The sequence below is a fragment of the Burkholderia sp. AU44665 genome, from assembly GCF_030504405.1.
Taxonomy (GTDB): domain Bacteria; phylum Pseudomonadota; class Gammaproteobacteria; order Burkholderiales; family Burkholderiaceae; genus Burkholderia; species Burkholderia semiarida.
On sequence record NZ_JAUJRI010000003.1, the window covers coordinates 420,768 to 442,514 of the forward strand.

Annotated in this window: 21 protein-coding genes; 13 read left to right on the forward strand and 8 right to left on the reverse strand. The window is 69.0% G+C overall.

The annotated features are described in order from the left end of the window. Positions 1-14: 14 nt before the first annotated feature. Complete coding sequence (fabV, locus tag QZM15_RS10415) at positions 15-1,217, reverse strand: enoyl-ACP reductase FabV (RefSeq protein WP_059581884.1); 1,203 nt, start codon at positions 1,215-1,217, stop codon at positions 15-17. A gap of 162 nt (positions 1,218-1,379) precedes the next feature. Between fabV and QZM15_RS10420 the strand changes: the two genes are divergently transcribed. From QZM15_RS10420 to QZM15_RS10445, 6 genes are all read left to right on the forward strand, one after another. Then, a complete protein-coding gene (locus QZM15_RS10420; RefSeq protein WP_011548968.1) occupies positions 1,380-1,913 on the forward strand; it encodes a GbsR/MarR family transcriptional regulator in 534 nt (177 codons plus the stop codon). Between the two features lie 87 nt (positions 1,914-2,000). Beyond that, entirely contained in the window at positions 2,001-3,323 is a 1,323-nt protein-coding gene (locus QZM15_RS10425) for an SDR family oxidoreductase (RefSeq protein WP_302106321.1), read from the forward strand. Further along, on the forward strand, positions 3,320-3,790 hold the full coding sequence (locus tag QZM15_RS10430) for a DUF2269 domain-containing protein (RefSeq protein WP_059238660.1): 471 nt from the start codon (positions 3,320-3,322) through the stop codon (positions 3,788-3,790). Before QZM15_RS10425 ends, QZM15_RS10430 begins: the two co-directional genes overlap by 4 nt. 90 nt (positions 3,791-3,880) lie before the next feature. Beyond that, complete coding sequence (locus tag QZM15_RS10435; RefSeq protein WP_302106322.1) at positions 3,881-4,750, forward strand: thiol-disulfide oxidoreductase DCC family protein; 870 nt, start codon at positions 3,881-3,883, stop codon at positions 4,748-4,750. Further along, a complete protein-coding gene (locus QZM15_RS10440; protein ID WP_302106323.1) occupies positions 4,747-6,246 on the forward strand; it encodes a TIGR01777 family oxidoreductase in 1,500 nt (499 codons plus the stop codon). Before QZM15_RS10435 ends, QZM15_RS10440 begins: the two co-directional genes overlap by 4 nt. A 71-nt stretch (positions 6,247-6,317) precedes the next feature. Further along, positions 6,318-6,941, forward strand: coding sequence for a glutathione S-transferase family protein (locus QZM15_RS10445; protein ID WP_059581890.1), 624 nt, complete (start codon positions 6,318-6,320; stop codon positions 6,939-6,941). A gap of 81 nt (positions 6,942-7,022) precedes the next feature. On the opposite strand, the gene QZM15_RS10450 is transcribed toward QZM15_RS10445, so the two are convergent. Beyond that, the gene (locus QZM15_RS10450; RefSeq protein ID WP_302106324.1) at positions 7,023-8,444 is read right to left on the reverse strand and encodes a serine hydrolase; all 1,422 of its coding nucleotides are present in this window, start codon (positions 8,442-8,444) and stop codon (positions 7,023-7,025) included. Between the two features lie 230 nt (positions 8,445-8,674). Between QZM15_RS10450 and QZM15_RS10455 the strand changes: the two genes are divergently transcribed. From QZM15_RS10455 to QZM15_RS10475, 5 genes are all read left to right on the forward strand, one after another. Then, complete coding sequence (locus tag QZM15_RS10455) at positions 8,675-9,094, forward strand: HIT family protein (protein ID WP_059581895.1); 420 nt, start codon at positions 8,675-8,677, stop codon at positions 9,092-9,094. A gap of 253 nt (positions 9,095-9,347) precedes the next feature. Continuing rightward, positions 9,348-9,512, forward strand: a complete 165-nt coding sequence (locus QZM15_RS10460; protein ID WP_162838116.1) for a hypothetical protein — start codon at positions 9,348-9,350, stop codon at positions 9,510-9,512. Between the two features lie 156 nt (positions 9,513-9,668). Next, positions 9,669-10,328: an isoprenylcysteine carboxylmethyltransferase family protein gene (locus QZM15_RS10465; RefSeq protein WP_302106325.1), complete on the forward strand. Its 660-nt coding sequence runs from the start codon at positions 9,669-9,671 to the stop codon at positions 10,326-10,328. Between the two features lie 378 nt (positions 10,329-10,706). Then, on the forward strand, positions 10,707-11,147 hold the full coding sequence (locus QZM15_RS10470; protein WP_059581902.1) for a hypothetical protein: 441 nt from the start codon (positions 10,707-10,709) through the stop codon (positions 11,145-11,147). Positions 11,148-11,996: 849 nt separating this feature from the next. Then, complete coding sequence (locus QZM15_RS10475) at positions 11,997-12,833, forward strand: bifunctional allantoicase/(S)-ureidoglycine aminohydrolase (RefSeq protein WP_059581905.1); 837 nt, start codon at positions 11,997-11,999, stop codon at positions 12,831-12,833. A 78-nt stretch (positions 12,834-12,911) separates the two neighbouring features. Here the strand turns inward: QZM15_RS10475 and QZM15_RS10480 are convergent, their stop codons facing one another. Beyond that, entirely contained in the window at positions 12,912-13,325 is a 414-nt protein-coding gene (locus QZM15_RS10480; RefSeq protein ID WP_059581907.1) for a hypothetical protein, read from the reverse strand. Between the two features lie 592 nt (positions 13,326-13,917). After that, complete coding sequence (locus QZM15_RS10485) at positions 13,918-14,712, reverse strand: aminoglycoside phosphotransferase family protein (protein ID WP_302106326.1); 795 nt, start codon at positions 14,710-14,712, stop codon at positions 13,918-13,920. A gap of 244 nt (positions 14,713-14,956) precedes the next feature. Between QZM15_RS10485 and QZM15_RS10490 the strand changes: the two genes are divergently transcribed. After that, a complete protein-coding gene (locus tag QZM15_RS10490; RefSeq protein ID WP_302106327.1) occupies positions 14,957-17,095 on the forward strand; it encodes a penicillin-binding protein 1A in 2,139 nt (712 codons plus the stop codon). Between the two features lie 8 nt (positions 17,096-17,103). Beyond that, on the forward strand, positions 17,104-17,715 hold the full coding sequence (locus QZM15_RS10495) for a trimeric intracellular cation channel family protein (RefSeq protein ID WP_302106328.1): 612 nt from the start codon (positions 17,104-17,106) through the stop codon (positions 17,713-17,715). Positions 17,716-17,780: 65 nt separating this feature from the next. On the opposite strand, the gene QZM15_RS10500 is transcribed toward QZM15_RS10495, so the two are convergent. The 4 genes from QZM15_RS10500 to QZM15_RS10515 are packed head-to-tail and all read right to left on the reverse strand — an operon-like array spanning position 17,781 to position 21,740. Beyond that, positions 17,781-18,611 carry a heme ABC transporter ATP-binding protein gene (locus QZM15_RS10500; RefSeq protein ID WP_059581923.1) on the reverse strand — a complete coding sequence of 277 codons (831 nt, stop codon included), beginning with the start codon at positions 18,609-18,611 and terminating at the stop codon, positions 17,781-17,783. A gap of 19 nt (positions 18,612-18,630) precedes the next feature. Then, positions 18,631-19,719 carry an iron ABC transporter permease gene (locus QZM15_RS10505; protein WP_302106329.1) on the reverse strand — a complete coding sequence of 363 codons (1,089 nt, stop codon included), beginning with the start codon at positions 19,717-19,719 and terminating at the stop codon, positions 18,631-18,633. Positions 19,720-19,734: 15 nt separating this feature from the next. Continuing rightward, positions 19,735-20,652, reverse strand: coding sequence for a hemin ABC transporter substrate-binding protein (locus QZM15_RS10510; RefSeq protein WP_060968264.1), 918 nt, complete (start codon positions 20,650-20,652; stop codon positions 19,735-19,737). Further along, the gene (locus tag QZM15_RS10515) at positions 20,649-21,740 is read right to left on the reverse strand and encodes a hemin-degrading factor (protein WP_059641480.1); all 1,092 of its coding nucleotides are present in this window, start codon (positions 21,738-21,740) and stop codon (positions 20,649-20,651) included. Before QZM15_RS10515 ends, QZM15_RS10510 begins: the two co-directional genes overlap by 4 nt. Positions 21,741-21,747 lie beyond the last annotated feature (7 nt).

Sequence of the window (21,747 nt, forward strand, 5' to 3'; positions counted from 1 at the left end):
GGCGGGTCGTGCCGTCAGACCGTGGTGTCGATGATGCCCGGGATCTTCACGTCCGGGTTCACGTCCGCGTCGTAGTCGACCCCGGCGATCTCGAAGCCGAACAGGCGCAGGAACTCGGTCTTGTAGCCCGCGAAGTCCGTCGTCTCGTACAGGTTCTCGTTCGTGACCGTGTCCCACATCGCGACGACCTTCTGCTGCACCTGCGGATCGAGTTCCTTGTAGTCCGCGCGCAGGCGGCCTTCCTCGTCGACATGCGGCGTCGCGCCGTACAGGCTGTCCTTCAGGAGCCCGTACACCTGCTCGATGCAGCCTTCGTGCGTGCCCTTCTCCTTCATCACCTTGAACAGCAGCGACAGGTACAGCGGCATCATCGGGATCGCCGAGCTGGCCTGCGTGACGACCGCCTTCAGCACCGACACGCGGGCGTCGCCGCCGTGCGCGGCCAGCTTGTCGCGGATCGACAGCACCTTCTTGTCGAGATCCTTCTTCGCTTCGCCGATCGAGCCGTTCCAGTAGATGTCGTGCGTGATCTGCTCGCCGAGGTACGTGAACGCCGTGGTCTTCGCGCCGTCGGCCAGCACGCCGGCTTCGGCCAGCGCGTCGATCCACATCTGCCAGTCCTCGCCGCCCATCACCGCGACGGTGCCGTCGATCTCTTCCTGCGTCGCCGGCTCGAGCGACACTTCGCGGATCACTTCCTTGTCGGTGTCGAGGCCGCGGAACGTGACGGCCTTGCCGACCGGCTTGAGCGTCGAGCTGATCGTTTCGCCCGTCTTCGGATGCGTGCGGCGCGGGGCCGCAAGGCTGTAGACGACCAGATCGACCTTGCCGAGATCCTGCTTGATGGTGTCGATCGTGACCTGCTTGACCTTGTCGGAGAATGCGTCGCCGTTGATGCTGCGCGCATACAGCCCCTTTTCGGCGGCGAATTTCTCGAACGCGGCGCTGTTGTACCAGCCGGCCGTGCCCGGCTTCGTCTCGCTGCCGGCGCGCTCGAAGAACACGCCGAGCGTGTCCGCGCCCGAGCCGAATGCGGCCGAGATCCGGGCGGCGAGGCCGTAGCCGGTCGACGCGCCGATCACGAGCACCTTTTTCGGGCCATTGGCGATCGGGCCGTGCGAAGTCACGTAATCGATCTGTTCCTTGACGTTGGCTTCGCAGCCGACCGGATGAGTCGTCACGCAGATGAAGCCACGCACGCGCGGTTTGATGATCATGGGAGAACCTCTAGTCAGAAAGGCGGGGACGGCCTGAAATCGGAAAAATCCCGCGCATTGTAAAGGAAGCGGCCGATCGCGGGCGGGCGCGGCCGGAAGGCGCGCGATCGCCCGGTAATTTCTCTCTTGACAGAAATAACTGAAAAAACTAAATTCCCCACCATGGAACTCACACCGATTGCCGAACGATTCATTCTCCACTGGGGCGAAATGGGCTCGAGGTGGGGCGTCAACCGTACTGTCTCGCAGATTCACGCGTTGCTCTACCTGGCCGGACGGCCGGTGGCAGCAGACGAAATCGCCGAGACGCTGAACGTCGCGCGCTCCAACGTCAGCACGAGCCTGAAGGAGTTGCAGGCGTGGCGGCTCGCGAAGGTCGTGCACGTGCTCGGCGATCGCCGCGACCACTTCGAGACGTCGACCGACATCTGGGAGTTGTTCAAGCTGATCGTCGAAGGGCGGCGGCAGCGCGAGATCGAGCCGACGCTCACGGTGCTGCGCGATTGCCTGACGAGCCCGGAGATCGCGAACGAGAGCCGCGAGACCGAACAGCGCATCCGCGACACGCTGCAGTTCGTCGAGACGCTGACGACCTGGTCGGACGAGATGCTGAGGCTCAAGCCCGATACGCTGATGAAGGCGCTCGGCATCGGTGCGAAGATCAGCCAGACGGTCAGGCGCAAGCCGTCGAAGTAAGCGGTAACGGAGAGCGGGCACGCAGCCCGCTTTTTTCGGAGTTGTTGTTTCTGTCATTACAGAAATAACTGTAAATAGAGGACGAACATGAACGCAGTCTTGCCGTCGACCTGCCCGCCCGAGCGTTCCGGCGCACGCGGCATGACCGTGCTCGTGTGCGGCGCGAACGGCTTCATCGGGCGGGCGCTGTGCGCGCAGCTCGAAGCGGGCGGGCATCGCGTGCTGCGCGGCGTGCGTCACGCGGCCGGCCCGCACGACGTCGCGATGGACTTCGTGCGGGACGTCGATCCGCCAGCATGGCTTGCGCGGCTGAACGGCGTGGACGTGGTGATCAACGCGGTCGGCATGCTGGCGGATCGACGCGGCGCGACGCTCGACGCCGTGCATCGCGCCGCGCCGTGCGCGCTCTTTACCGCATGCTGCCGCGCCGGCGTGCCGCGCGTGATCCAGATCTCGGCGCTCGGCGTCGAGCGCGGCGATACGCGGTACTTCGCGAGCAAGCAGGCGGCCGACCGCTTCCTGCAGACGTTGCCGATCGACTTCCGCATCGTGCGCCCGGCGCTCGTCTACGGGGCGGCCGGCGCATCGGCGCGGTTTTTCCGGATGCTCGCGAGCTTGCCCGTGCACGTCCTGCCGGCGGGCGGCCGTCAGCGGCTGCGCCCGGTGCATGTCGACGATCTCGCCGAAGTCGTGGCGCGGCTCGTGACGGAGCCGGCCGATTCGCCGTCGGCGGCGGGCCGCCGCGTGATCGACGTGGTCGGCAGCGACGAAGTCGAATACCGCGAGATGCTGGCCGGCTACCGCGCCGCGCTCGGATTTCCGCCGGCGGCCCGCGTGACGCTGCCGGGCCCGCTGGTCGGCGCGGCGGCCGTACTGCTCGGCGCGTTGCCGGGCGCGATGCTGACGCGCGACACGTGGACGATGCTGCGCGGCGGCAACACGGGCGATCCGGCGGCCACCACGGCCGTGCTGGGCCGGCCGCCGCGCCGCATCGGCGGGTTCATCGGCGCGGAAGCCGCCGCGCTGCGCCGCGACGCGCTCGCGATGTGGCGGCGTCCGTTGCTGCTGGGCGCGCTCGCGATCGTGTGGATCTGGACGGCGATCGCGAGCGCCTTCATCCATCCGCTGCACGCAAGCCTCGCGCTGCTGGCGCCCGCGCACCTGACGGGGCTGCCCGCGCTGATCGCGCTTTACACCGCCAGCGCGCTGGACTTCGCGCTCGGCATCGCGACCGTCGTCGCGCCGTCGCGGCGCCTGTGGGCCGTGCAGGCGGCGCTGATCGTCGCGTACTCGGCGGTCATCGCGGTCACGATGCCCGGCCTGCTGGCCGAACCGTTCGGCCCCGTGCTCAAGAACGTGCCGATTCTCGCCATCCTGTTGATCCTCTTTTCAGAAGAAGAACGCGCATGAACACCTATCTCGTCATCAAGGCGCTTCACATCCTGTCTTCGGTGCTGCTGGTCGGCACGGGGTTCGGCACCGCGTTCTACCTGTTCTTCGCGAACCGCACGCGATCGGTGCCCGCGATCGCGGCCGTGTCGCGGCTCGTGGTGCGCGCGGACTGGTGGTTCACGACGCCGGCCGTGATCTTCCAGCCGGCGTCCGGGTTGTGGCTCGCGCATACGGCCGGGTGGCCGTGGCATACGCCGTGGCTGCTCGCGTCGATCGTGCTGTACGCGGTCGCCGGCGCGTGCTGGCTGCCGGTCGTGTGGTTGCAGCTCGAACTCGCATCGATGGCGAAGCTCGCGCACGCGAACGGCGACGCCGCGTTGCCGGAGCGCTACTGGCGCTATGCGAAGCGCTGGGAACTGCTCGGTTATCCGGCGTTCTTCGCGATGCTGACCGTGTATTTTCTGATGGTGGTCAAGCCGATGTGAGCCCGTCGCCGTCGTGCGGAAGCGGCGGCGTACGCGGGAAAGCAGTCGATCGATTCATGATGCTTGCGATAACAAAAAGGAGTGCGAAGCATGAATGCCAATGAGCTGGTGCTGTACTTCGACGGGCGATGTCCGTTATGTGTCGCGGAAATCCGGCGTCTCGGCGAGCGCGATGTGCGACACCGGCTGGCGTTCGTCGACATCGCGGAGCCGGGCTTCGATCCGGCGCCGCTGGATGTCGACTTGCCCGCGCTGAATCGCGAGCTGCATGCGCGCTTGCCCAACGGACGCATGCTGACCGGCATCGACGGCATCGCGGCCGCCCATGCGCTGGTTGGGCGTCGCTGGTTCGCCTGGCTGCTTCGCGTGCCGGCGATGCGTGCCGTGTTCGCGCCGCTGTATCGCCGCCTCGCACGCAACCGGTATGCCGTATCGCGCTGGCTCGGGTATCGCGCGCAAGCCTGCTGCGAAGGCGGCGCGTGCAGCACCGGCAGCAACGCCGAAAGCGCGGCGGCGAATCGCCCGCCGCGCGACACTCCGCGCTGCGCCGTCGTGCGCTGGATGTACGCAGCCGCGATCGCGCACCTGCTCGTCGGCGCGGCCATTCCGTGGATTGCCGGCGCATCGTGGCTCGACGCCTATCACCGCGGCATCGAGTGGCATTTCTGGTCGACAGCGGCGCCCGAAGCCGCGCGCGCCCAGCAGGTCTGGTGGATGTCGCTGCTCGGCGCGACGGTACAGTGCGCGGCGGTCTGGATGCTCGCGCTCGTCCATCTCGGCAACCGGTCGAGGAAACGGGAAGTGTGGGGCTGGCTGCTGGCCGGCCTGTTGATCTGGGCGCCGCAGGACATGCTGTTGTCGTGGCAGGCGCAGGTGTGGGGGCACGTGGCGATCGACGTGGCCGCGCTCGTCGCGATGGTGCCGCCGCTGGTCTGGTTGTGGAGGAGGGATACCGCATGAACACGTTGCCTGCTTTCGACTGGGCGCTCAACCTGCTGATCGTGCAGGGCGCGATGGGCGCATTCGATACGCTTTACCACCACGAACTCATGCAAGACCTGCCGCACAGCCCGCGCGCGCGGCTCGAACTGGCGATTCATGCGGTGCGGTCCGTGCTGTACGGCCTCGTGTTCGCATCGATCGCGAACGTCGCGTTTCACGGCGCGTGGGTCGCGGCGCTCGCGATGGTCGTGCTTGTCGAAGTGGGGCTGACCTTGTGGGATTTCGTCATCGAGGACCGAAGCCGCAAGCTGCCCGCGACCGAGCGCGTGCTGCATACGCTGCTGGCCGTCAACGGCGGCGCGTTGTTCGGGATGATCGCGATGCAACTCGCCGTGTGGGCGCACGAGCCGACCGGGCTGCAGCCGATCGACCTCGGCTGGCGCGGCGGATTGCTCAGCCTGTTCGCGGTCGGCGTGACGGTGTCGGGCGTGCGCGACGGGATTGCCGCGTGCCGCATCGCGCCACGCGCGCCGGCTGCCAACCCGTTCGCGGGGCAGCGGCCCTGCAATGTGCTGGTCACTGGCGGGACCGGCTTCATCGGCGAAACGCTCGTGAACCAGTTGCTCGATGCAGGACATACGGTCACGCTGCTGGCGCGCGATCCGTTGCGTGCGGCTTACTTGTTTCAAGGCCGCGTGCGCAGCGTGACGTCCGTCGACCAGTTGCAGCCGCACGAGCGTTTCGACACGGTGATCAATCTCGCCGGCGCGCCGGTGCTGGGCGCACGCTGGAGCAAGCGCCGGCAGGCGGTGCTGCTCGCCAGCCGCGTCGGCGTCACGCAGGCGCTGATGCGCTGGGTCGAGACCGCCGAAGTCAAGCCGCGTACGTGGATCCAGGCGTCGGCGATCGGCTACTACGGCGTGCGGCCGGGCGACGAACGGCTCGACGAGGGCAGCAGTACCGGCACCGGCTTCATGTCCGAGCTGTGCCGGCAGTGGGAGCAGTCCGTGCAACCGCTCGAGCGCCACGGCGTGCGCGCGGTGGTGCTGCGGCTGGGCATCGTGTTCGGCCCGGGCGGCGCGTTGCGCCCGATGCTGCTGCCGCATTACTTCGGGCTCGGCGGACGATTCGGCGACGGCGCGCAGGTGATGAGCTGGATTCACCGCGACGACGTGTTGCGGATCGTCGCGCGCGCGATGTCGAACACGGGCATGCGCGGCGTCTACAACGCGGTCGCCCCGGTGCCGCTGACCCAGCGCGCGTTCGTGCAGATCGTGACGAAGGTGCTGCGCCGCCCCGCGTTTGTGCACGTGCCGGCGGCACCGCTGCGCGCCGCGATGGGCGAGATGGCCGAGCTGCTGCTGGACGGGCAGCGCGTGGTGCCGGCACGGCTGCATCAGGACGGATTCATGTTCCGCTTCCCGACGGCCGAGCACGCGCTGCGCGACCTGACGAATCGGCCGCACACCGGTTTCGCGCCCGCGGCCTGCCGTTTCCCGCGAGGTCGTGTATAACTTCGGCGTGACCGCGTTCGGCGCGTGCCGTGCGCGCCGAACGTTCGCACCCGACCTCACAAGGAGCCTGCATGCTGCAAGTCCTCGGCAAGATTCCGTCCATCAACGTCCGCAAGGTGCTGTGGCTGTGCACCGAACTGAACCTGCCGTTCGAACAGGAAGACTGGGGCGCGGGCTTTCGCACGACCCACGACCCGGCCTATCTCGCGCTGAATCCGAACGCGCTCGTGCCCGTCATCAAGGACGACGACTTCGTGCTCTGGGAGTCGAACACGATCATCCGCTACCTCGCGAACCGCTACGGCGGCGACGCGCTGTATCCGGCCGAGCCGCAGGCGCGTGCGCGCGTCGACCAGTGGATCGACTGGCAGGGCTCGGACCTGAACCGCTCGTGGGTCGGCGCCTTCCTCGGCCTCGTGCGCAAGTCGCCCGATCACCAGGATCCGGACGGCATCGCGCAGTCGATCGCGGGCTGGACGACGCACATGCGCGTGCTGAATGCGCAGCTCGAAAAGACCGGCGCGTACGTGGCCGGCAACACGTTCACGCTCGCGGATATCCCGATCGGCCTGTCGGTGAACCGGTGGTTCGGCACGCCGTTCGAGCATCCGGACCTGCCGGCAGTGTCGCGCTACGTTGAACGGCTCGCGACCCGCGAAGGCTTCAAGCAGTACGCGGGCAGCGCGAATCCGTAATGCGGCGCAGGCAGCGCTTGAAGCGGTGGTATTGCCTTCATCGCCGCTTCACGACCGATTCACCGACGCACCTGCCCGTCGTCACGCACCGGGCGCCGGCACCGCGTCGAGCACGCGCGCGAGAAACGCCTCGTGATTCCACGCGGCTTCCGGCCGCGACAGCCCGAGCCGCACGACCACCAGCTCGCGGCTCGGCACCACGCTGACGAACTGGCCTTCATGGCCGACCGCATGAAACGCGTCGGCCGGCATCGCCCGCGCATGCGGATCGCGATCGTTGAACGGCTCCGGCACCTTGACCCACAGCTGCGCGCCGAATTCCTGCCGCGGTGACTGTGGCGTCGCGCGCGTCAGATAGCGCACCCAGCCTTCGGGCAGCAGCCGCTGCCCGTTCCACACACCGTCCTGCAGCAGAAGCTGCCCGAAGCGCGCCCAGTCGCGGGCGCTCGCATACATGTAGGACGCACTGACGAGTGTGCCGGACGCATCGGGCTCGAACACCGCGCTGCGCATCCCGAGCGGCGCGAACAGCGCGCGGCGCGGAAACGCGAGGTAGTCGGCGTCGTTGCCGACCAGCGCTTCGCGCATCACGCGCGCGACGATCGCGCTCGTGCCGCTCGAGTACGACCACTGCGCGCCGGGCGCCGCGGCAAGCGGCTTCGCCGACGCGAACCGCGCGGTATCGGGCTGCGTGAACAGCATCACGGCGACATCCGACAGCGGATCGTCATAGTCCTCGTTGAATTGCAGGCCGCTCGTCATCCGCAGCAGCTCGTCGAGCGTGATGGCCGCGCGCGGATCGCCGCTGCCGCGCCATTCTGGCAGCAGTGCCGACGCGTCGGGCGACAGCCTGTGCCGCGCGACCAGCGTGCCGACCAGCGCGGCCGTGACGGTCTTCGTCATCGACCAGCCGGGCAGCGGCGTGGCGGCCGTGAAGCCGGGCGCATAGCGTTCGGCGATCACCTGGCCGCGCCACATCACGACGACCGCGCGCGTGCGCCGCGGCCGCGCCGGATCGGGTTCGTCGAACGCGCCGTCGAGCGCGGTCTGCAGCTTGTGCGTGTCGATGCCGGCGGGCGGCGTGGCCGGTGCGGGCGGGTCGGGTTGCGCGGGCGGCGGATCGGGGAGGGCCGGCAGCGCGGCGGGCAAGGTGGCCGCCGCCGCACCGGCCGTGGCCCCGAGCGCGAGCGTGCAGCCGAGCCCGGGCCGGAAGTCGGCTTCGCGTTCGGCGAAGCCGGCGAAGGTCGCCACGGCGCGATGATGGGCGGGATCGAGCGACGGGCGCACCAGTTTCAGCAGCGGATGGACGCCGGCCATGATGTCGACGTCGATCACGGATGCGGCCGGACGGCCCGATACGAACACGCCGGAACACAGCGCCTTGGCCGCATAGCCGGTCGCGATCGGCGCGAGCCGGGACAGCGTGTAGCCCGTATAGCCGATCGCGGCCACGAACACGAGCGCGACACCGCGCAGTATCGGCTTCTTGAGGGGGATCGTCATGCGCGAGCGTCCTCGGTGGCGTGCCGGCCGGCATCGATGCGGCAGTGTCGCAGGTTCGGGCGATGCGGTGCAATCGCTGTCGTGTGACGCATGATGACCGCCGCGTGTCCGACGGCGCGGCCGGCGTCGCGCATCGGGCGAGTTGATATCGGGTCGGCCGTCGGCCGATAATCGTCCGGCATTGCGCTTTGCTCTGCCCGTCCCACTGTCCAACCGAGATCGGAAACGCCATGTCCTACGACAACAACAACCCGTTCGCCAAAATCCTGCGCGGCGAACTGCCGTGCGTGAAGGTCGCCGAAGACGACGCGACGCTCGCGATCATGGACCTGATGCCGCAGGCCGACGGTCACGTGCTCGTGATCCCGAAGGAGCCGGCCGCGCAGATCTTCGAGTTGTCCGGCGACGCGGCCGCGGCCGGCATCCGCATGACGCAGCGCGTCGCGGCGGCGGTGCGCGCGGCGCTCGAGCCGGACGGCGTGTTCATCGGCCAGTTCAACGGCGCGGCAGCCGGCCAGACGGTCCCGCACGTGCACTTCCACGTGATTCCGCGCTGGGAAGGCGTCGAACTGCGGATGCATGCGCGCGAAATCGCCGACGCGGCGACGCTGGAAGCGCTCGCGCAGCGCATTCGCGCGCGCTTCGTGTAACAGCCCGGCCACCGTCGGCGCGGCGCCCGCCCACCGGCCGGCCGCTGCGCCTCCCGAGCCTGTTTCAGCGGTCACACCACGTAACACGTGTAACCGCCCGGGAAACTCGCGCGGCCAGGCCCGGCGCTAGACTGCGCGCATTGTTTCATCGAGCGACAGGAAGGGCGGATCGCCTCTTCGTGCCGGCCGCCGCGTTGTGCTGCGGTGGGGCCTTCGCGAGGTGTCGTTCGTCTTTCGCGCCGGGAATCGAGCCATGTCCAGACTTCTCATCACGCTTGCCCTGATCGGCGGCCTGTCCGGCTGCTACGTCGCGCCGCCGTACGGCTACGCGCCCGCGCCGGCCTACTACGGCTATGCGCCCGCGTACTACGCGCCGCCCGTCACCGTCGGCATCGGCGGCCACTTCCACATCCGCTGATCCGTTGCGGTGCGCCGGCCCGAGCTATACCGGCTCGGCCGGCTGCGGTCGGCCGGCCGATGCACGCGAGTTCGCGCGCCGCATGACGGTGCCGCCCGGCGCGCGGGGCGCGCAGTTCCTATACTTCACAGGAAAGCGCATCCCCGCGAGGCCGTCATGACAGTCACCCCGAAGGTCGTCGTCTTGTCGGGCGTATCCACGCTCGTCTATCTCGGGCTCGCCGTGCTCGGCAGCGGCGGGTTCGCTGCATTCTTCTCGCACCCGCAGCTGATCGTCATCGTCGTCGCGACGTTCGCGATGGCCGTCGCCGCGCTGTTCAGCGAAGGCAACCTGAGCAGCGGCGAGCGCGAAAATCGCGACAACCGTTGGGTGCTCGCGGCCTTCGCGGTAAGCGGCTTCCTGCTCGCGTACCTGCCGGCGCTGACCGACCGGCTCGACGTCTGGACCTTCGGCGGCGAGACGGTGCGCTGGATCGGCGTCGCGCTGTACCTCGTGGGCGGCGGGCTGCGCATGTGGCCCGTGTTCGTGCTCGGCAAGCGCTTCAGCGGGCTCGTCGCGATCCAGCCGGGCCATACGCTCGTGACCGGCGGCATCTACAGCCGCATCCGCAATCCGAGCTATCTCGGCCTCGTCGTCAATTCGCTCGGCTGGGCGCTGGCGTTTCGCTCGGGTGTCGGCGTGTTGCTGGTCGTGCTGACGCTCGTGCCGCTCGTCGCGCGAATCCGCTCGGAAGAGGCGTTGCTGCGGTCGCAATTCGGCGTTGAATACGACGCGTATTGCGCGCGGACGTGGCGATTGCTGCCCGGCGTGTACTGACCCCGCCATCTTCCCCCTGACCGTCGTTCGGGGTGCCCGTTTGCGGCATGTGCCGATGTGTTGCCACGTGTGTCTCGAACGGACGAGCGCGTGCGTGACCGACGTGTCGCAACGCGGGGCCGGACCGTGGTCGGAATCAATACTGGCAACGGTTTCAGCCGGATTCGGCGGGCGCGTTCAACGTCCGTTATTCGACAACAACTTGTTACCAGAATGTCCACGGCAAGGATGCGGGACCGGTGCTATTCTTCGCCGCAAGCTCATTGAAATGAATTGGTCCACGGTTCGGCACAATGCCTGGCCCGATGTCGATCGATTCAGGTCGTCGTACCGAGCGGACCTCGATAACCAGAATTGCGAACAAGGAAGAATACGGGAATGTGGAAGAAAATCGCCCCCACTCTCGTCGTCGCCGTGCTGACCGGCGCGACTGCACTGCCGGCCGTGGCCGGTGACTTGAACAACGCGCTCGGCGGCGCGCTCGGCGGGGTTGCCGGCGCAGCGGTCGGCGGCGCGGTTGGCGGCAGCACGGGCTCCGTCATCGGCGGCGCGATCGGCGGCGGCGCGGGCGGCGCGGTGACGTCGAACCGTCGCGAGCGCACCGGCGCGATCATCGGCGGCGCACTCGGCGGCGGCGCGGGTACCGCGGCAGGCAACGCGATGGGCGGCCGCACGGGCGGCCTGCTGGGCGCGGCGGTCGGCGGCGGCGCCGGCGCGGCGCTCGGCGGCAACCTGTCGCGCAGCTCGTACGATCGCGATCACGGCGACCGCGGCTACCGTCATCACCGCAAGCATCGTCACCACCGCGACTGGGACTGATCGCCGCTGGCGCGGCACGGTGCGCGAGCCGCGCACCGGCGCGTCGCCGGCGTCGACACCCCGACGCGGGCCTCGGCCCGGCACGCTGCCGGGCCGCTTCGCCGGCCAGACCGGCGATCCTCCTCCGGCTTCCTCAGCCGCTGCCATGTGCCCGATCGACGGGCCGGCAATGCTCCTTCCGCCGTTTTTCTCCGTTTCTCGACGACACCCGTTGCCGCATCCGAATGTGCTCGGACAGGGTCGGCCGAATGACATCTGCTTTTCCTTCGACCCGTCGGCTCGTTCCAGCCTGACGTGACGGTCTCCGTGCGGCCCTCGCGCCGCGATCCGCTGCCGCACACGTATGACCTCCTTCGCCGCGCCACGGGTAACGGGATGCATCGAGACCAGCGCGTGTCTCCCCGCGTCGCCGCACCGGCGCATCGCGCGAACATCGCATCCGTCAGGATTTCCCTGATGGTCGGCACACCGCGCAACGCGTCCCCGCCGTGCATTGGGGCGCCGGCGGGTAGTGGGAAATCGAATGGATGGCATCGCAACATTTAATTGGTCGATCGGGATCGACTTCGCTATCGTCGGCGATGCTCGCGTACGGAGTCGAACCGTGCGGCCGTCCGCACCTCGCCTGATCGCGAGCGCCGCGGCGCGGCCGCCGGCCCGACCACACGGGCCGCCGCGTCGCTGAACCGGACGACCCGCCGCGAAGCCTGGCCGACCGATCGAAGGCGCATGCGCTTTCAAGCCACCCCGGCAACGATGTCCCGCCGCCGCACGCGCACTCCACGCGCATGCGAACCGCCCGATGCCGTTTGCGCCTGGGGCCGGACCAACCCATTGCCTGGATGCACTATGTCTAAGACAACGTATTACGCGCCGCATGGCGGCCATCCGCCGCAGACGGATCTGCTGACCGATCGCGCGATGTTCACCGAGGCGTACGCGGTGATCCCGAAGGGAGTGATGCGCGACATCGTCACGAGCTGGCTGCCGTTCTGGACCCACACGCGCCTGTGGGTGATCGCGCGCCCGCTGTCGGGTTTCGCGGAAACCTTCTCGCAGTACATCGTCGAAGTGAATCCGGGCGGCGGCAGCGACAAGCCCGAGCAGGACAAGCACGCCGAAGCCGTGCTGTTCGTCGTCGAAGGCGAAGCCGAGCTGACGCTGCAAGGCAAGCAGCACACGCTGAAGCCGGGCGGCTATGCGTTCATTCCGCCGGGTGCGGACTGGACGCTGCACAACGTCAGCGATGCCGCGGTGCGTTTCCACTGGATCCGCAAGCATTACCAGGCCGTCGACGGCATTCCGCTGCCCGAAGCGTTCGTGACGAACGAGCAGGACGTCGAGCCGATTCCGATGCCGGGCACCAACGGCGCATGGGTGACGACGCGCTTCGTCGACATGAGCGACATGCGTCACGACATGCACGTGAACATCGTGACGTTCGAGCCGGGCGGCGTGATCCCGTTCGCCGAAACGCACGTGATGGAGCATGGCCTGTACGTGCTGGAAGGCAAGGCCGTCTATCGGCTGAACCAGGACTGGGTCGAGGTGGAAGCCGGCGACTTCATGTGGCTGCGTGCGTTCTGCCCGCAGGCGTGCTATTCGGGTGGGCCTGGGCGGTTCCGTTATCTGCTGTACAAGGACGTGAACCGTCACATGAATCTGACGCTGAACCCGGCGCGCTGAAGCGCCGCATACGTCGGACATGAAAGCCCGCCGGCGTATGCCGGCGGGTTTTTTTCGGGGGCTTCGTGGGTTAGCAAGTCAGCGGACAAGCTGTCCGACAACGCGAGCCCACATCGCCCGAAGGCGTCGCGCGCGGTCTTCGAAGAGATATGAGGCCGCAAGCGCCAGGAGACCTGAAATCGCACCCGTCACGATGTGCTCGACATAGGGAATACGGTAGTGACTCGTGTGCGAGTAGGCGTCGCCCAACGTCGTCAGGACGCCGACGACCAGCGCGTTGCCGTATCGATGCGCGTAGAGTTTCGCCACAGGCGTGAAAGTCAGAAGTACAGCCAGGAGCCCTGTCAGGAGACCCGTATGAAAGGCGATGGTCCAGTGGGCAAGGCTCATGACGTTTCCCCAGCTCCCGGGCATGCAGGTCATGCACGCACTGGTCGGCTGCCAGAAACGCTGGACGAAGAGTCTGACGCGATGCTTCCACTCGGTTGACATGATGCGTTTCCGTCGATGTCGTCGCCACGGCCGGCGTCGCCACACATAGACGGAGCGGCTGCGCGCGGTAGGGGCCGGGCAATCACCTGAACATGCGGGAATACTACTCCACGATCAGACGGCCGCTGTTTCGAGCGTGCCCGGACGGCCTCGGAAACTCGATATCGGCGCCACGTCAAAATACTTCGAACGAACACCAGTCGGGCACAAACTGTTCGAAGATAAAAAAATCGTCGATGTATGTTAGCCCACGCCGTTCCAATGACTTCGTGCACTCATCGGCCGCGTCGCCTCCGAAGAACGGGCCAAGCGATATGAGGCTATCGGATTTGTCAAAATATTCCCGAAAATTGAGTTCGTCCATGACCGTCGATAGGTCGACATTCTTGGCTGCTAGCGCAGCCCGCCGGACAACGATTCCGAAATCTCTCGAAACTTTCATCGATAGTGGTCAAAGGCAAGCGGGTACTGAAGATTGTCGGTGATCTACCCCTTATGGCCGAGTGCCTGAAACTGGCCTAATACCAGTAGTCTTCACAGCTTCCCGCCAGAAATCCACGCTACACCATGGTTTCATCGCCGATGCGTATCGCTACAGCCCGAGCGCTCTCGTCGCGAGCATCGCAACCTGCAGCCGCGTGTCGGCCGGCTGGCCGTCTTCCATCAACCACACGGCCGACAGCCCGGCCCACGCGAGAATCCATTGCAGCAGCCGACGCGAGTCAAGCTGCGCGGCATCCGCCACGACCACGACACGCCGCTCGAAACGCACCGGATCGACCGCGATGTCATGCGCAGGATTACAGAACAGGTTCGTGTAATCGAACGTGCGCTCGCCGCGCAGCCCTTTCGGGTCGATCGCGCGCCAGCCGCGATCGCCGAAATGAAGAATGTTGTCGTGGTGAATGTCGCCGTGCAGCACGACTTCGTCGACGGAAGGCTCGGCGAACAACTGGCGAGCGACCGCCGCCGAGCCGCGCAGCGCGTCGTTATCGACATCGTTCGACAGCAGCGCGTAAAACCAGTCATGCAGCGGCACCACCGGCGGTACCTGCGGCGCACGATGCGCATGCAGCCGCGCGACGACGTCGCACGCGATGCGCATCGTGTCGTCATCGTGGCCCGCGGCCGACAACGCGGCGAGCGTCGGCGTCGGCTGCGCGCGCTCGAGCAGGATCGCGTCGCCGTCGTGCTGCCACACCTGCGCGGTGCCTTGCCCGTTCCACCAGGCCATCAGCGCATTGCCGCGCCGCTCTTCGTCGCACGTCGCGACTTTCAGCATCGCGGGCCGCGCGTGCCACACGACCGGCAGCAGGCCGCCGCTCGCGGTCAGGATCGGGCCGCCGTCGGGAACGAGGCCCCACAGGTCGAGGTATCGATCGAACATCCGACGATGGTACAAGCGAACCGGCTCGCGCGCCCGGCACACGTGACCGCAACGGCATGCCGCAAACCCGCATGCACGGTCCGAGCGGCCTCCAAAGCGCTTTCCTAAATAAAATTTAGCCAGCCAAACTTTGGCTAAAGAATGTTCCGGTTTCGCGCCATCCCTTCGACAATGCGCGCCTTTCGTGACCGATCGGCGCGCCGCCCGCGCGCCGGCCGTCGCGGCATTGAAGAAGGAGCCCGACATGACCGATCCCACCGCCCACCCGCCGCCACCGCCCGCGCCGCCAACCGCACCGCCGCGCCGCCGCCGCGTATGGCGCACGCTCGCGGGCGCGCTGCTCGGCCTGACGCTCGCGTGCGCGGGCATCGGCGCGTGGACGATCGATCGCATCTGGACGCAGTTGCCGTCCGTCGAACACCTGGCCGTCTATCGTCCCGCGCTGCCGCTGCGGATCTTCTCGCGCGACGGCGACCTGCTGGCCGAATACGGCGTCGAGCGGCGCGAGTTCGTGCCGCTCGAACGCATCCCGCTGCTGATGCGCCATGCGCTGCTCGCGGCCGAGGACGCGAAGTTCTACGAGCACGGCCCCGTCGATATCGGCGGCCTCGCGCGCGCGACGTTCGCGAACGTCGTCACGGGGCAGCCGGGACAGGGCGGCAGCACGATCACGATGCAGGTCGCGCGGAACTTCTACCTGACGCGCGACAAGGTGCTGAGCCGAAAGCTCGCCGAGATCCTGATGGCGGCCAAGCTCGAACGCGAATACAGCAAGGACAAGCTGCTCGAGCTGTACATGAACGAGATCTATCTGGGCGAGCGCGCGTATGGCTTCGCGGCCGCCGCGCACGTGTACTTCGGCAAGCCGCTCGACGCGCTGAGCGCCGGCGAGGCGGCCGTGCTCGCCGGGCTGCCCAAGGCGCCGTCCGCGTTCAACCCGGTCGTCAACCCGGCGCGCGCGACCGCGCGGCGCAATTACGTGCTCGGCCGCATGCATGCGCTCGGCCAGCTCGACGATGCGGCGTATCGCGCGGCCGTCGACGCGCCGATCGCGCTCGCGACCACGCCGCCGCCCGGCATCGTCGCCGCGCCGTACGTCGCGGAGCGGGCGCGCCGGATGATGGTCGAGCGGTTTCATGACGATGCGTACACGCTGGGCCTCGACGTGACGACGACGATCTCGATGCGCGACCAGCGCGCGGCCGAAGCCGCGCTCGAGCGCACGCTGAGCCGTCAGGCGCGCGCGACGCGCGATACGCGCAACGGGCTCGAAGGCGCGCTCGTGTCGCTCGATGCGGTCACCGGCGACATGCTCGCGCTGGTCGGCGGCGCGGATTTCAATCGCAACGTGTTCGACCATGCGCTGCAGGCGTATCGCCAGCCGGGTTCGAGCTTCAAGCCGTTCGTCTATTCGGCGGCGCTGGAGAAAGGCTACTTCCCCGGCGTGCTCGTCGACGATACGCAGCGCACGCTCACGCATGCAGAAACCGGCGCGCGGCCGTGGCGTCCGCGTAATTTCGCCAACCACTACGAGGGCTTCATCCCGGTGCGGCGCGGGCTCGTGCGCTCGAAGAACCTGGTCGCGGTCAGCCTGATGCAGGCCACCGACGCGCGCTACGTGCAGCAGCACGCAGTGCGCTTCGGCTTCGACGCGCAGCGCAATCCGGCGTCGCTGCCGCTCGCGCTCGGCGCGGGCGCCGTGACGCCGCTCGAACTCGCGAGCGCGTACAGCGTGTTCGCGAACGGCGGCACGCGGATGGAGCCGCGCCTGATCCTGTCGGTGAAGCAGCGTCACGGCGGCGCGATGTACGAGGCGACCGTGCCGGCGGGCGAGCGGGTCGTGTCGGCGCGCAATGCGTTCGTGATGGACAGCATGCTGCGCGACGTCGTGCGGGCCGGCACCGCGCGCGGCGCGCTCGCGCTGCGGCGCGACGACGCGGCCGGCAAGACGGGCACGTCGAACGGGTCGAAGGACGTATGGTTCGCGGGCTACTCGTCGGGCATCGTCGCGGTCGCATGGCTCGGCTACGACACGCCGCGCCCGATGGGGCGCGCGACCGGCGCGACGCTCGCGCTGCCGGTCTGGCTCGACTACATGAAGACGGCCGTCGACGGGCGCACGCCGGTCGATGCGACGCCGCCGCGGGACGTCGTGCTCGTCGACGGCGATTTCGTCTACGCCGAATACACGCGCGGTACGTGCACGGCCGACGTGCCGGCGTATATCCGCAGCCGCTTCGCATGCGGCGGCGCGGCGGCCGTCGATGCGCCGGATGCGTTGGGTGCGCGGGCCGACCACGGCAAGCGCGACGAACCGATGCCCGCCGCCGTCGATGCGGCCGAGCGCGAACGCGTGCTCGACCTGTTCCGGACCGACGACTGACGCGCGCGATGCATACGCTCTACCTGATTGCGATCGTCGCGGAAGCGATGTCGGGGGCGCTGATGGGCATGCGCCGCGGAATGGACCGCTTCGGGCTCGCGCTCGTCGGCGCGGTGACGGCGCTCGGCGGCGGCACGGTGCGCGACGTGCTGCTCGGCCACTATCCGCTCGGCTGGATCGCGCATCCCGAATACCTGGTGATCACGCTCGTCGCGGCGACCGTCGCGTCGTGGGCGGCACGCCATGTCGCGCGGATGAGGGCGCTGTTCGTCACCGTCGATGCGATCGGCCTCGCGGCGTTCACGATCATCGGCTGCGACGTCGGCGCGTCGGCCGGCACGGCGCCGATCATCGTCGTGCTGGCCGGCGCGATCACGGGCGTGTGCGGCGGGATGCTGCGCGATTTGCTCTGCAACGAGATGCCGCTGATCCTGCGCGAGGAACTGTATGCGAGCGTCGCGTTCGTCACGGGCACGCTGTATGTCGGGATGCAGCATGTCGGCATCGACGCGGGGTTCGCGACGCTCGTCGCGCTGGCGGCCGGCTTCTCGATGCGGACGCTCGCGGTGCGACTCGGCTGGAAGATGCGGACCTTCGGCGCGGCGGACGTCGAGCATTGAGCGCGCGCCGGTGCCTGCCGCGCCGGCATTCAGTCCGGCTGCATCACCTGAAAGACGTTCGCTTCCTACGCGGGCACCATCACCGGCGGCGTTCCGTCGCCGGTTTCCACCATCTTCACCGCGAAGCCGTAGCACCGCGCGATATGGGCCGGCGTCATCACGTCGCGTGGTGCGCCATGCGCGACGATCGTGCCGTCGGCGAGCATCGCGATCGTATCCGCATGCCGCGCGGCGAGGTTCGGATCGTGGACGATGGCGAGCACGCCGAGCCGCCATTCGCGCGCGACGGCGCGCACGGTATCGAGCAGGCGGTGCTGGTGCGCGAGATCGAGCGCGGCGGTCGGTTCGTCGAGCAGCAGGTAACGCGGGCCGGTTTCCATCGCGTCGTGGTCCGGCCACAGCTGCGCGAGGACGCGGGCGAACTGCACGCGCGCGAGTTCACCGCCCGACAGCGTCGTGACGTCGCGGCCGACGAGCGCGTCGGCGCCCGCGCGTTCGAGCGCGCGCCACGCGATGTCGCGATCGCGATGCGCGATCACGTGGCGCGCGCCGCCGCGCCGCGCATGCGGATAGCGGCCGAGCAGCACGATTTCGTCGACGCTGAACGGGAACGCCGGCTGCGCGGCCTGCGGCAGCACCGCGCGCAGGCACGCGAGCCGCGGCGCGTCGATGCGCGCGAGCGGTTCGCCGTTCAGCGTGACGTCGCCCGTCACGCGCACGCCGTTCGGTGCGATGCTGCCGGTCAGCTCGCCGGCGAAGGTTTTCAGCAGCGTGCTCTTGCCGGCGCCGTTGCGCCCGAGCAGCGCGGTCACGCGGCCGGGTTCGATCGACAGCGACAGGTCGCGCAGGATCGTATCGTGCCGGCGGGCGACGTCGAGGTGGTGGGCAGTCAGCATGGTCGTCGTGATGAAGGGATTACCCGCCGAGCGCGCCGCGGTTCTTCCACAGCAGCACGAGGAAGAACGGCGCGCCGAGCAGCGCGGTCAGCACGCCGAGCGGAATGTCGGCGGGCGCGGCGACGGTGCGCGCGGCGAGATCGGCCGCGAGCGTCAGCAACGCGCCGAGCAACGCGGCGCCGGGCAGCACGATGCGCTGGTCGGGGCCGCACGCGAGGCGCACGCAATGCGGCGCGACGAGCCCGATGAAGCCGATGACGCCCGCGCAAGACACGAGCGCGCCGACCGCCAGCGCGACCGCGACGAGCACACGCCGCTTCAGCCGCTGCACCGGCACGCCGAGATGCAGCGCTTCGGTTTCGCCGAGCTGCAGCGCGTTCAGCGCGTCGCGTTCGCGTACGAGCAGCCCGCAGCCGAGTGCGACGCATGGCGCGACGGCCGCCAGCGTCGTCCATTGCGCGCCGCCGAGGCTGCCGAGGCTCCAGAAGGTCAGCGAACGCAGCTGGGCGTCGTCGGCGACGAACGTGAGCAGCCCGATCGCCGCGCCGGCCAGCGCATTGATCGCGATGCCGGCGAGCAGCAGCAGCGGCAATGCGAGCCGGCCGCGCGACGCGGCCAGCCGGTAGACGAGCGCCGCGACCGCGAGCCCGCCCGCGAACGCGGCGACCGGCAGCGCGGCCGCGCTCGCGTGCGCGGCGAAGAGCGCGGGCCCGAGCACGATCAGCGTGGTCGCGCCGAGCGCGGCGCCGCTCGACACGCCGACGAGCCCCGGATCGGCGAGCGGATTACGGAACAGCGCCTGCATCGCGGCGCCGGTCGCGCCGAAGCCGCCGCCGACCAGCAGCGCGAGCGCGACGCGCGGCGCGCGGATGTCGAGCAGCACCGCGCGCGCCTGCTGTGCGGCCGCGTCGCCGCTCAGCGCGGCCCAGGCTTGCGCCAGCGGAATGCGGTACGCGCCGACGCACAGCGCGACGACGGACATCGCGGCCACCAGAGCGGCGAGCGCGGCCAGGACGACCGGCGCGAAGCGGCGCGACGTGCCGAGGCGCGCGGCGCCGGTGCGCGCGGCGCGCCTCGGTGCGTTGAAGGGCGAAGCGTGAGCGGGCATCGGGTCGATCCGGAATCAGGCGAGCGCATCGGACAGGCGTCGATGCAGGGTCGTGACGGCGAGCGGCAGGCGCGGGCCGAAGCCGAGCAGGAACAGCGCGTCGAGCGACACGACGCGCCGCGCGCGGCCGGCCGGCGTCGCGCCGAACCCGGGCGTCGCGAGCAACGCGGCGTGACCGCCGACGGCCGCCAGTCCTTCGTCGGTGATCAGCACGACGTCGGGCGCGGCCGCCGCGAGCGCCTCGGTGGTCAGCGGCTTGTAGTGATCGAAGCCCTGCATCGCGTTGCGCGCGCCCGCATAGCGAATCATCGCGTCGGCGGCCGTGCGCTGGCCCGCGACGAGCGCTTGCGCGCCGGTATGGTTCAGCACGAACAGCACACGCGGCGGCTGCGCGCCGCCGGGCACGCGCGCGGCGACCGCGTCGCGCGCGGCCTGCCAGTCGCGATCGAAACGCTGCAGCAGCACGGTGCCGGCGTCGCGCACCTCGAGCGCCTGCGCGACGCCGGTGATCTTCGCGCGCACCGATTCGACGTCGTGGCGCTCGTCGAACGTCGTCACCGCGACGCCCGCGCCTTTCACCTGCGCGATCGCCGTCGGCGGGCCGGCTTCCGCCGAGGCCAGCACGAGATCGGGTCGCAGCGACAGCAGCCCCTCGGCCGACAGCGCGCGCTGGTAGCCGACCTTCGGCAGGCGCTTCGCGGCGTCGGGATACGTGCAGGTCGTGTCGGCGCCGACGAGCCGGTAACGCGGCGTCTCGGCGCCGCCGAGCGCGAATGCGGTTTCCGCGAGCGCGCCGCCGATCACGATCACGCGCTTCGGGGCGGCGGCCGCGACCTGGGCGAGCACGCCGCCGGGCAGCGCGCCGGCGAGCGCACCGGCCGCCGCGCCGGCCAGCAGCGACCGGCGGCGCGGATCGAACGGCCGCGCGCTCACCGCGCGGCCCCGCGTGCGGCCGCCGGCAGCGTCGCGACGAGCGAGCGCCAGTCGTCGCGCTCGACCTTGCCGGGCTTGCGCTCGCCGAACAGCAGCGCGACGTGCTCGCCCTGCCGGTCGAACAGCTCGAGCGACGTGACGATGCCGTCGCTCGTCGGCTTCTTCACGACCCATGCGGCGGCGATCAGGTCTTCTCGCACATGCAGGTTGAAGCCCGGATCGAGGACGTTGATCCACGCGCCGACCTCGCGCACGTTCGCGACGGGGCCCGTATGGATCTGGATCATTCCCGCATTGCCGACGAACACCATGATCGGCTGGCCGCTTTTCGCGGCCTGTTCGAGCACGTGGCGCAACGCATGCGCGGTTTCGACCGGATACGCGTATTGCGGATCGGCGAGACGCAGGGCCTGCAGGCGGCTCACGCCGAAGCGCTGGGTGAGGCCGAAGAACTGGTGCGTGTCGGTCATCGCATCCCACGCGGCGCGAAAGCCTGCGACGTCGATCTCGCTATCGGCGCGCTCGGGCGTTTTCGGCGCGGCGGGCGTGACCTCGAGGCCCGGCTTCTGCGACGGTGCGCGCCAGCGTTCGACGAATGCGTCGTACGCCGCGTGATCGCTGTGCGCGCGCAGATAGACCTTGTGGATCGCATGGCCCTGCGCATCGAAGAACTGCAGGCTTTTCAGCGGGCCGTGCGCGGTCTCGTCGCGCACCGCGAATGCCGACACCCAGTGACGATAGAAGATGCGCAGGTCGATGTCGCCGAGCGCGAGGCCGACCGGGCCGTCGTGGCTCATCTGCGCATATTCGCCATCCTTTTCATGCACGGCCGTGTCGTTGCGCGTGAGCGCCATCACGCGGCCAAGGCGCGGCATTTCCTCGAACATCGCCGGGAAGCGCGCGTCGAGCCGCACGACGTGCTCGCCGACGAACGCGCCGAGCGCCTCGCCTTCGCTGACGCCGAGCGCCTGCGCGACGTCGCGGTTGCGCAACTGGCGCTCGGTCTTGAGCTTGATGAACGCATCGCGCAGCGCGGCGACCGCGCGGGCCGACGTGGCCGGCTGACCGGGAAGGGCGGAATGCATCATGTCGGAC

What these genes read in the sequence shown, in the direction of transcription:
- fabV (WP_059581884.1), bottom strand. Translation starts at nt 1,217, where the DNA reads ATGATCATCAAACCGCGCGTGCGTGGCTTCATCTGCGTGACGACTCAT.
- QZM15_RS10420 (WP_011548968.1), top strand. Translation starts at nt 1,380, where the DNA reads ATGGAACTCACACCGATTGCCGAACGATTCATTCTCCACTGGGGCGAA.
- QZM15_RS10425 (WP_302106321.1), top strand. Translation starts at nt 2,001, where the DNA reads ATGAACGCAGTCTTGCCGTCGACCTGCCCGCCCGAGCGTTCCGGCGCA.
- QZM15_RS10430 (WP_059238660.1), top strand. Translation starts at nt 3,320, where the DNA reads ATGAACACCTATCTCGTCATCAAGGCGCTTCACATCCTGTCTTCGGTG.
- QZM15_RS10435 (WP_302106322.1), top strand. Translation starts at nt 3,881, where the DNA reads ATGAATGCCAATGAGCTGGTGCTGTACTTCGACGGGCGATGTCCGTTA.
- QZM15_RS10440 (WP_302106323.1), top strand. Translation starts at nt 4,747, where the DNA reads ATGAACACGTTGCCTGCTTTCGACTGGGCGCTCAACCTGCTGATCGTG.
- QZM15_RS10445 (WP_059581890.1), top strand. Translation starts at nt 6,318, where the DNA reads ATGCTGCAAGTCCTCGGCAAGATTCCGTCCATCAACGTCCGCAAGGTG.
- QZM15_RS10450 (WP_302106324.1), bottom strand. Translation starts at nt 8,444, where the DNA reads ATGACGATCCCCCTCAAGAAGCCGATACTGCGCGGTGTCGCGCTCGTG.
- QZM15_RS10455 (WP_059581895.1), top strand. Translation starts at nt 8,675, where the DNA reads ATGTCCTACGACAACAACAACCCGTTCGCCAAAATCCTGCGCGGCGAA.
- QZM15_RS10460 (WP_162838116.1), top strand. Translation starts at nt 9,348, where the DNA reads ATGTCCAGACTTCTCATCACGCTTGCCCTGATCGGCGGCCTGTCCGGC.
- QZM15_RS10465 (WP_302106325.1), top strand. Translation starts at nt 9,669, where the DNA reads ATGACAGTCACCCCGAAGGTCGTCGTCTTGTCGGGCGTATCCACGCTC.
- QZM15_RS10470 (WP_059581902.1), top strand. Translation starts at nt 10,707, where the DNA reads ATGTGGAAGAAAATCGCCCCCACTCTCGTCGTCGCCGTGCTGACCGGC.
- QZM15_RS10475 (WP_059581905.1), top strand. Translation starts at nt 11,997, where the DNA reads ATGTCTAAGACAACGTATTACGCGCCGCATGGCGGCCATCCGCCGCAG.
- QZM15_RS10480 (WP_059581907.1), bottom strand. Translation starts at nt 13,325, where the DNA reads ATGTCAACCGAGTGGAAGCATCGCGTCAGACTCTTCGTCCAGCGTTTC.
- QZM15_RS10485 (WP_302106326.1), bottom strand. Translation starts at nt 14,712, where the DNA reads ATGTTCGATCGATACCTCGACCTGTGGGGCCTCGTTCCCGACGGCGGC.
- QZM15_RS10490 (WP_302106327.1), top strand. Translation starts at nt 14,957, where the DNA reads ATGACCGATCCCACCGCCCACCCGCCGCCACCGCCCGCGCCGCCAACC.
- QZM15_RS10495 (WP_302106328.1), top strand. Translation starts at nt 17,104, where the DNA reads ATGCATACGCTCTACCTGATTGCGATCGTCGCGGAAGCGATGTCGGGG.
- QZM15_RS10500 (WP_059581923.1), bottom strand. Translation starts at nt 18,611, where the DNA reads ATGCTGACTGCCCACCACCTCGACGTCGCCCGCCGGCACGATACGATC.
- QZM15_RS10505 (WP_302106329.1), bottom strand. Translation starts at nt 19,719, where the DNA reads ATGCCCGCTCACGCTTCGCCCTTCAACGCACCGAGGCGCGCCGCGCGC.
- QZM15_RS10515 (WP_059641480.1), bottom strand. Translation starts at nt 21,740, where the DNA reads ATGATGCATTCCGCCCTTCCCGGTCAGCCGGCCACGTCGGCCCGCGCG.